A 9,043-nucleotide genomic window follows, 5' to 3' on the forward strand; every position below is an offset into this window, starting at 1 on the left:
TCAGCGGCCATCCACCGAGAACCGCCCGGGCCCGCTTACCGCGAGCAACAGCAGGCCGCCCATGATGCTGAGGTTTTTCAGAAACTGGGTCATGTTGGCGCTGCGCTCGGGGTCGACCATGTTCCAGAATGGGTGGCCCAGCAGCGCCGTGCCCAGCACGAACAGCGCGAACAGAAAGGCTAACGGCCGTGTGTAGAAACCGAGGATCAACAGGATTGCGACGAGGAACTCCATGATGACGGCAATCCCAGCTGCCAGCATCGGGGCGGGGGCGCCGAGCGAGGTCATGTAGCCTACCGTGCCATCGAAGCCGGTCAGCTTGGCCCACCCAGACAAGACGAAGAGGACCATCAGCAGTACGCGGGCGATCAGGATAATGATGTCGCGTTGACCATCGAACAGGGAGTAGCGCATGGCGGCGTTCCAGTGGACGGGGACAAGCTCCACTTTAGCAGCTGCGCCAGACATTGCTGTCAGGCAGCAAAAAGGCGCCGCGAGGGCGCCTTTTCAACGAAGTTTGGTGCGAGTGGCGGGACTCGAACCCGCAAGGCTCACGCCGACAGATTTTAAGTCTGCTGTGTATACCAATTCCACCACACTCGCACGCTTGAAGGGGTCGCAACGACCAGCTCGCTTCTAAGCAGAAGGGCTTCGCAATCAAGCGCGCTTTATAACCCATTGTTATAGTTGAGTCAACTGCAGCGCCTATGATCAACAGGTAGAAGGGTGATCGAACCGGCAATTGACACCGTGCTGTCGTTACGCCACTGTTGCCCATCATTGGATCCAAGAGTGTAGCGTAATGACTCAGGGCCGAGTTGGCGAAGGTGTGGTGCGTCCACGGTTATTCTGGCGGCTGTTGTTCGCGCAGGTGCTCGTGCTGGCTGCATTTCTTTACATCAGCCTGATCAGCCTGGGCAGTTATCTGTTGTTGCTGGGCTTCGATGCGGAGCACTCACAGCAGCAGCGTATGTTGGCCCTGGCCGGCGGTGGTATGATCATGCTGCTCAGCCTGTGGTTGCTGAAAGTGGCCATGCCGCGATGCATCAGCCCGACACTGGCCGAGCCGGAACGCTGACTGCCTGTAGTCGTTCAGCTGTCTACTGGCAGACACTCCGGGCTACGCTCATTTCCTCCCTCCTGCTGTGCCAGTGGAGTTTGCATGGTTTCAGCTGACTGCCTCGACGCTTCCGTCATGCCCGCCCATCGTTACGAACAGCTGGTTCAGTCGGTGGTGGATTATGCCATCTACATGCTCGACCCTTCTGGCCATGTGGTGTCGTGGAACGCAGGCGCGCAACGGATCAAGGGTTACCGTAGAGATGAAGTGATCGGTAAGCACTTTTCGTTGTTTTTCACACCGCAGGATTGTGCGGATGGCCGACCTGAGCGCCTGCTGTGCCAGGCGCTGGAGCAGGGTGTGGCGCAGGACGAAGGCTGGCGGGTGCGCAAGGACGGCACGCAGTTCTGGGCCTTGGCGGCACTGGATGTGATCCGTGATGAAAATGGCCAGATCATTGGCCTGGCCAAGGTGACACGCGATATCACTGACCGTCGCGAGACGGCGCTGCAGCTCGACGCAATGCGCGCCCAGCTGTTCCAGGCGCAGAAGCTTGAAGCCCTCGGCCAGTTGACCGGTGGTCTGGCGCACGACTTCAACAACATGTTGACCATCATCATCAGCTCGGCGCGTCTGGCGCTGGCCACCCAGGACCCGGCACGCACCCAGCGCATGTTGCAGCACATCCTCGATGCCAGCCAGCGCGGCACCGAACTGACCCAGCAACTGCTCAGTTTTGCCCGTCACCGCAAGTTCGATGTGGCCAGCGTTGCCCCGGCAGACCTGGTTAACGCTACGCGTGGCCTGCTTGAACATGCATTGCCAGGCTCGATTGACTTGAAGGTGTTGCTGCAACCGGACCTGCCGTTGATCGAGGTGGATGCCGGGCAACTGCAGATGGTGTTGCTCAACCTGTTGTTCAATGCCCGTGATGCCATCGACGGGCATGGCCGCATCAGCCTGACTGTCGATGTGGTCGAGCTGTTCGGCGAAGTTGAAGGGCTGAAGGGCAGCTTCGTGCGCTTCGAGGTGGAAGACAGCGGCGAAGGCATACCCACAGAGATACTGCCGCGTATCTTCGAGCCGTTTTTCACCACCAAGCCTTTCGGCAAGGGTACAGGCCTGGGGCTCAGCCAGGTCTATGGTTTCGCCCGGCAAAGTGGCGGTGCCATTTGTGTCGACAGCAAGCCTGGCCGGGGAACTTGCATGCGACTGTACTTGCCAATGTATCAGGACCAGACGGATAGCCCACTCGACAGGTAGACAACATGGCACAGGCACTGAAGCGGCTGGTAACGGGGATCGACGGGCTCGACGCGTTGCTCAAGGGTGGCCTGATAGCTGGCGCCTCCTACATTATCCAGGGGCCGCCGGGGGCCGGTAAGACCATCCTCGCCAATCAGCTGGCCTGCGGCCACGTGCGTGGCGGTGGTCGCGTGCTGGTGGCCACTTTGCTGAGCGAGTCGCACGAACGCTTGTTCCAGTACCTGTCCACGCTGGACTTCTTCGACCCGGCGCTGGTCGGTGACAAAATCCAGTTCGTCAGCGCCTTTGATACCCTTGAGCAGGACGGGCTGGATGCGGTGGTGCGGTTGCTGCGCCAGGAAATTGCCCGGCAACAGGCCAGCCTGCTGATCGTCGACGGTGTGCTCAATGCCCGGGTACGTGCGGAAACCGCACTGGACACCAAGAAGTTCGTCTCTGAGCTGCAGGGGCATGCGGCCTTCGCCGGGTGCACCGTACTGTTGCTGACCAGTGCCCGGCTCGACGAGGGCAGCCCGGAACACACCATGGTCGATGGCGTGATCGAACTGGGTGAGCAACTGGTCGGCAGCCGCGCCGTGCGCCATGTCCAATTGCGCAAGACCCGCGGCAGTGGTGCGTTGTCGGGGCGTCACGAATGCCTTATCGATGAGTCCGGCATGCAGGTCTATCCTCGCCTGGAAGCGTTGTTCAGCCACCCCAGCCAATTGGGCAGTGGCACTTTGGCGCGTATCAGCAGCGGCGTACCAACCTTCGATGAAATGCTTGGCGGTGGCTTGGCCACCGGGTCAGTCAGCCTGTTGATGGGGCCTTCGGGGATTGGCAAGACATCATTGGCCCTGGCCTTTCTGGGTGCCAGCACCCCGCAGGCGCCGGGGTTGCATTTCGGTTTTTACGAAACCCCCGAACGCCTGCGCAGCAAGGCCGCTTCGCTCGGTTACGATTTTGCCGCGATGGAGCAGGGCGGTAGCTTGCAGCTGTGCTGGCAGCCGACCACAGAGGGCTTGCTGGACCAGGTTGGCGCGCGACTACTGGAGCGTGTAGCGGCGCAGGGCAGCAAGCGCGTGGTGATCGACAGCCTTGGCGCATTCAGCCGCCTGGCTATTGACCCGACGCGGCTAAATGCGTTTTTCCGCGCGCTGGCGGGTGAGTTGCGCGCGCGCGATGTCAGCGTGATGCTGACCTGGGAGATGCGCGACATCTTCGGCGCGGAAATCAGCGCCCCCGCGCCGGACCTGTCGAGTATCGTCGACAACCTTATGCTGATGCGCTTTGTCGAACTGGACTCGCAACTACGGCGCATGCTGTCGGTCCTAAAGGTGCGTGACAGTCACCATGACCCGGCCTTGCACGAGCTGCTGATCGGGCCGCAAGGCATTACCTTGCGCAAGGCGTTCGAAGGTGCCTGCGGTGTGCTTTCGGGAACGCCGACGCCGCAGGAGAGCGGGTGACGGACGAGCCGATGAACACCATCCTGATTGTCGATGACGAATACCTGATCGCCGATATCCTCGGGTTTGCCCTGGAGGACGAAGGTTTCCTGGTGGAAAAGGCGAGCAATGGCTGTAAAGCACTGGAGGCTTTGAAGGAAAAACGCGTGCAGCTGGTGATTACCGACTACATGATGCCGCTACTCAACGGTGAGGAGTTGGCGCGTGCCATCCGCGAGGACCCGGCGTTAAGCGAGTTGCCGGTCATCCTCATGAGCGGCGCACAGGCCAGCCAAGGATGCCCGGCCCTGTTTGCCGCAATATTCGACAAACCGTTCGACATGGATGAGATGATCGCCACGGTGCATCAGTTAATAGGCACCTGAGGCTGGCGGTCGAGCGCATCCATGCCCCTCGGGTGACGCTCAGTGTGAGTCTTCGTGTTTCTCCGGAGCCGGGCTGCCGGCCTGGATGCGTTTGAAGATCTCTTCTCGATGGACCTGTACATCTTTCGGTGCATCGATACCGATCCTCACCTGCATCCCTTTGACGCCCAGAATGGTGACTTTGATGTCATCGTTGATGACGATGCTTTCGCCAACCTTACGGGTGAGTATCAGCATGTAGTTCTCCTTGGTGATGTATAAGTCCGCTGGGCTAGTTGCCGCGGCGGCGGGAGCTTGTCCCTCTTCCTTCTCATTAAAGACGCTTTCGGCGGATAGTAATTCCCCGACAGACAAATTCTGTTGCGTGTCTTCAGTTGCAGGTGCCAAATCAAACCGTCAACGGTTTGTCGGCCAAGGTGCTCGCTGGCAAGAATAGGGGGGTTGGCGGCTAATGGGAAATTTCTTCGCATCATGGGCTGAATAGACAAGCTCAATGGTCCTCCTGTTCCTCGAGTGCCTGAAGAAACAACAGCAAGGCCACTTCCTCCGGGTCCAGGCCTTTGCGCACACGGTTTTTCGGCAAATTGGCCAGGCGCCCCAAGGCATAGTGCTCCAGAACTGCCGGGTGGATGTAGCAGCGCCGGCACACTGCCGGCGTATTGCCCAGGCGCGTGGCTACCTGGCGGACTATTGCGGCGACCTGACGTTTGGCTTCACTCTCCGGCTCCCAGGCCAAGGGCTTCAGCAGGTTCAATGCCAGGCTGCTGCCGGCCCAGGTGCGATAGTCCTTGGCAGTAAAGTCGGCACCGGTCAACTGCCGCAGAAACTGATTGACCTCGCTGGAGCCGACACTATGGCGCTGGCCATCTTCATCCAGGTACTGAAACAGTGCCTGCCCAGGCAGTTCCATGCAGCGCTTGAGCAGGTTGGCCAAGCGCCGGTCGTTGAGGGTGACGTTGTGTTCGACGCCGCGCTTGCCGCGGAACTGGAAGCGAATAGTGCTGCCTTTGACCTGCACATGGCGATTGCGCAGGGTGGTCAATCCGTACGACCGGTTATCGCGCAGGTAGCGCTCGTTGCCGATGCGGATCAGGGTGTGGTCCAGCAGGCTCACCACCAGCGCCATGACTTTTTCCCGGTCCAGCCCTGGCCGCGCCAGGTGGGCTTCCAGCTGTGTGCGCAGCTTTGGCAGGGCTTGGGCGAACGCAAGCATGCGCCCGTATTTGTGCTGGTCGCGCAGTTCGCGCCACTGTGCGTGGTAGCGGTACTGCTTGCGGCCACGGGCATCGCGGCCGGTGGCTTGCAGGTGGCCTTGCGGATCGGCGCAGATCCACACATCCGTGTAGGCCGGGGGGATCACCAATGCGGCGATGCGCGCAAGGGTTTCGCTGTCGCGTACCCGTTGGCCATCGGCATCCAGGTAGATGAAACGGTCGCGCCAGCGCCGACGGGTCAGGCCCGGCTGACTGTCGTCAACGTAGTGCAGGGTGCGCGGCAGGGGGCAGTCAAGCATGGGCGGCGGGCCTCGATCAGGTCACTGATCAATGGACAATACGCGCGCTAAGGATGCTCAACCCAAAAGGGCCACCGACTTGATCTGGGCGAACAGTATCTGCCCCGTGTGCAAACCGAGCTGGTCTGCCGAGAAGCGGGTGATGCGTGCAAGCAGGGCATTGCCGCCAGCATCCAGGCTGACCAGCACATGCGCAGGGTTGGCTGCCGGGCAGCTCTCGCGCACACGCACTGGCAGGCGGTTGAGGATGCTCGATGCGCTGTCCGCCGCCAGTGCCAGGCTGACATCCCGGGCCTGCACCTTGACGCGCAGGGTACTGCCCATCACCTGCGCCGCGTGGGTGATGCGCAGCAGCGGCCCGCTGCTGCCGGGCAGGCGCAGGTCCAGCAGGCCGTAATGCGGGTCGTGCCCAACCACCCTACCTTCGAACACGACGCCGGCGTCGTCGCCCTGGGCCAGCGACAGGTCAAGGCGAGCCAGGGTTTCGCCGATCGGGCCGCTGGCGATCGCCCGGCCTTGTTCCAGCAACACCAGGTGGTCGGCCAGCCGCGCGACTTCATCCTGGGCGTGGCTGACATATATCAGAGGGATGTCCAGTTCGTCGTGCAGGCGCTCCAGGAAGGGCAGTATCTCGCGCTTGCGCGGGCCGTCGAGGGCTGCCAGCGGCTCGTCCATCAACAACAGCCGCGGGCTGCTGAGCAGGGCGCGGGCAATACCCACCCGCTGCGCCTCGCCACCCGACAGGGTTGCCGGGCGGCGGTCCAGCAAGTGGCCGATACCCAGCAGTTGGCACGCCTGGTCGAGGCTGACCTTGCGTTCAGCGGGCGCTACCCGGCGCCAGCCGAACGTCAGATTGCCGCGCACCGACAGGTGCGGGAACAGGCTGGCTTCCTGGAACACGTAGCCCACCGGGCGCAGGTGCGGTGCCTGGAAGTAGCCACGGGTGCTGTCTTCCCAGACTTCGCCGTTGACTTCGATATAGGCGCTGGCGGCCCGTTCCAGCCCGGCCAGGCAGCGCAGGCAACTGGTCTTGCCGGAGCCAGAGTGGCCGAACAGCGCGCTGATGCCGCGCCCGGGCAGGTGCAGGTTGACGTCCAGGGTAAAGTCGTCGCGTGCCAGTTTCAGGTGCGCCACAATCGATGCGGTCATCTCAGCTCCAGCCAGCTTTGCCGCGGCGTCCAGCGTACAGCAGGAGCAGCACCAGGAAAGAGAACACCAGCATGGCCCCGGCCAGCCAGTGGGCTTGCGAATACTCCATGGCTTCGACGTGATCGAAAATCTGCACCGAAACCACGCGAGTCTTGTCGGGGATGTTGCCGCCGATCATCAGTACGACGCCAAACTCGCCCACCGTGTGGGCAAAGCCGAGGATGCTGGCAGTGACGAAGCCAGGGCGGGCCAGCGGCAGCACCACATGAACGAAGGTATCCCATGGGCTGGCGCGCAGGGTAGCGGCGACTTCCAGGGGGCGCTGGCCGATCGCGCCAAAGGCATTCTGCAGGGGTTGCACCACGAACGGCATGGAGTACACCGTCGAGCCAATCACCAGGCCTGTGAAGCTGAACACCACACTGCCCAGGCCTAGCGCCTGGGTGGCCTGACCAAGCCAGCCGTGCGGGCCAAGGGCGATCAACAGGTAAAAGCCGATCACCGTCGGTGGCAGTACCAGCGGCAGTGCCACCACCGCACCCACCGGCCCGCGCAGCCAAGAGCGCGTGCGCGCGAGCCACCAGGCGACCGGTGTGCCGATGATCAGCAGGATCAGGGTGGTCAGGCTGGCCAGTTTTACGGTCAGCCAGATGGCGCCCAGGTCACTGGCATCGAGTGGCATCAGCGTTCATAACCATAGGATTTGATCACCGCTGCGGCTTTTGGGCCCTTGAGGTATTCGACCAGTGCCTTGGCGGCCGCATTGTCCTTGCCTTTGTTGAGGATGACGGCGTCCTGGCGGATCGGGTCGTGCAGGTTGGACGGCACGATCCAGGCCGAGCCATGGGTTACCTTGCCGTCCTTGTAGATCTGCGAAAGAGCGACGAAGCCCAGCTCGGCGTTGCCGGTGGAGACGAACTGGAAGGCCTGGGTGATGTTCTGGCCTTCGACGATCTTGCCTTTGGTGGCCTCGGTGAGCTTCAGCCCGTCCAGTACCTGGGTGGCGGCCAGGCCGTAAGGTGCCGCTTTCGGGTTGGCGATGGACAGGTGTTTGTATTCGTTCTTTTTCAGCACTTCACCCTTGGCATCTACGTAGCCTTCCTTCGCAGACCACAAGGCCAGAGTGCCGATGGCGTAGGTAAAGCGTGAGCCAGGTACGGTTTCCTTTTCTGCTTCCAGCTTCTTGGGGGTGGTGTCGTCAGCGGCGAGGAACACTTCGAACGGTGCACCGTTCTTGATCTGCGCGTAGAACTGCCCGGTGGCGCCGTAGGCCGCGATCAGTTTGTGGCCGGTGTCTTTTTCGAAGTCCTTGGCGATGGCCTGGACAGGGGCTGTGAAGTTGGCTGCGACCGCGACCTGGACTTCGTCGGCCCAGGCAGTGTTGAAGCCGAGCAGGCTGGCCAGGGCAGTGATGACCAGCTGGGGCGAGCGGATACGCATGAAGACAGCTCCTTGAGATTATCGTTATAGCCTTAACTATATAGCGATAAACCATTGGCCGTGAAGAGGCCATGCCTGCCTGTCAGAATGCCTGGTGACCGATCACTGCCAATGCCTTACCGGCAATCTCCCGGGTCAGTTCACCCGCCGGCATGTGCCGGCCCAGCCGTAACGCCTGCCCCGACCACAGATTGCTGAAATCACTATTACCCTGCGGATCGGTGATTGCCCGTAAAGGCATCAGTGCCCCGCCCGCCAGCGGGAAGCGCGGTGCAAGCTCGCTCATCGGCCCCAGCTCGCGCATGAGGCGATTGTTGATGCCGCGCGCCGGGCGGCCGGTGAACAGGTTGGTCAGGGCAGTGTCGCTGGCAGGCGCGCTGTCCAGCGCCTGGCGATGCGCTGGCGACACCTTGGCCTCGGGGCAGAACAGGTAAGCCGTGCCGATCTGCACTGCCGAGGCACCCAGGGCCAGTGCCGCCAACAGCCCGCGGTGGTCGCCGATACCACCGGCGGCAATCACCGGCACGCCGACGGCATCGGCCACCTGCGGTACGAGCGCGAAGGTGCCTATCTGGCTGGTGATGTCATCGCTGAGGAACATGCCGCGATGGCCACCGGCTTCGTAACCCATGGCGATGATCGCATAGCAGCCATGTCGCTCCAGCCAGACCGCTTCTTCCACGGTCGTGGCGCTGGACAGTACCTTGGCACCGCTGGCCTTTACCCGCTGCAACAGTTCGGCCTGCGGCAGGCCGAAGTGGAAGCTCACCACCTCCGGGCGCAACGCTTCGACCAGCAGGCA

The 9,043-nt window shown here is 62.0% G+C and carries 11 protein-coding genes and 1 tRNA gene; 4 read left to right on the plus strand and 8 right to left on the minus strand.

Annotated elements, in window-relative coordinates; all coding sequences use genetic code 11:
* Both V7787_RS02985 and V7787_RS02990 read right to left on the minus strand, forming a co-directional pair.
* Positions 1–414 carry a DoxX family protein gene (locus tag V7787_RS02985; RefSeq protein ID WP_010954664.1) on the minus strand — a complete coding sequence of 138 codons (414 nt, stop codon included), beginning with the start codon at positions 412–414 and terminating at the stop codon, positions 1–3.
* 104 nt (positions 415–518) lie between these two features.
* A tRNA-Leu gene (locus V7787_RS02990) sits at positions 519–603 on the minus strand.
* A 199-nt stretch (positions 604–802) separates the two neighbouring features.
* On the opposite strand from V7787_RS02990, the gene V7787_RS02995 reads away from it, so the two are divergent.
* The 4 genes from V7787_RS02995 (at position 803) to V7787_RS03010 (ending at position 4,139) form a co-directional block, all read left to right on the plus strand.
* Positions 803–1,078 carry a hypothetical protein gene (locus V7787_RS02995; protein ID WP_064492603.1) on the plus strand — a complete coding sequence of 92 codons (276 nt, stop codon included), beginning with the start codon at positions 803–805 and terminating at the stop codon, positions 1,076–1,078.
* 84 nt (positions 1,079–1,162) lie between these two features.
* Complete coding sequence (locus tag V7787_RS03000; protein WP_064492602.1) at positions 1,163–2,323, plus strand: two-component system sensor histidine kinase NtrB; 1,161 nt, start codon at positions 1,163–1,165, stop codon at positions 2,321–2,323.
* A 5-nt stretch (positions 2,324–2,328) separates the two neighbouring features.
* Entirely contained in the window at positions 2,329–3,774 is a 1,446-nt protein-coding gene (locus tag V7787_RS03005) for an ATPase domain-containing protein (protein WP_064492601.1), read from the plus strand.
* Between the two features lie 11 nt (positions 3,775–3,785).
* Entirely contained in the window at positions 3,786–4,139 is a 354-nt protein-coding gene (locus V7787_RS03010; RefSeq protein ID WP_010954660.1) for a response regulator, read from the plus strand.
* Positions 4,140–4,178: 39 nt separating this feature from the next.
* Here V7787_RS03010 and csrA read toward each other — a convergent pair whose 3' ends face one another.
* The 6 genes from csrA to V7787_RS03040 all read right to left on the minus strand — a co-directional run.
* The gene (gene csrA, locus V7787_RS03015) at positions 4,179–4,376 is read right to left on the minus strand and encodes a carbon storage regulator CsrA (protein WP_012051904.1); all 198 of its coding nucleotides are present in this window, start codon (positions 4,374–4,376) and stop codon (positions 4,179–4,181) included.
* Positions 4,377–4,629: 253 nt separating this feature from the next.
* Positions 4,630–5,652, minus strand: coding sequence for a DNA topoisomerase IB (locus V7787_RS03020; RefSeq protein WP_064492600.1), 1,023 nt, complete (start codon positions 5,650–5,652; stop codon positions 4,630–4,632).
* Between the two features lie 57 nt (positions 5,653–5,709).
* On the minus strand, positions 5,710–6,801 hold the full coding sequence (modC, locus tag V7787_RS03025; protein WP_064492599.1) for a molybdenum ABC transporter ATP-binding protein: 1,092 nt from the start codon (positions 6,799–6,801) through the stop codon (positions 5,710–5,712).
* A 1-nt stretch (position 6,802) separates the two neighbouring features.
* Positions 6,803–7,483 carry a molybdate ABC transporter permease subunit gene (gene modB, locus V7787_RS03030; protein ID WP_010954656.1) on the minus strand — a complete coding sequence of 227 codons (681 nt, stop codon included), beginning with the start codon at positions 7,481–7,483 and terminating at the stop codon, positions 6,803–6,805.
* A complete protein-coding gene (gene modA / locus V7787_RS03035) occupies positions 7,483–8,241 on the minus strand; it encodes a molybdate ABC transporter substrate-binding protein (protein WP_064492598.1) in 759 nt (252 codons plus the stop codon). Before modA ends, modB begins: the two co-directional genes overlap by 1 nt.
* An 82-nt stretch (positions 8,242–8,323) precedes the next feature.
* Positions 8,324–9,043 (minus strand): NAD(P)H-dependent flavin oxidoreductase (locus tag V7787_RS03040; RefSeq protein ID WP_336085494.1); only part of this gene is annotated, 720 nt, incomplete at its 5' end.

Source organism: Pseudomonas sp. CGJS7, assembly GCF_036961695.1.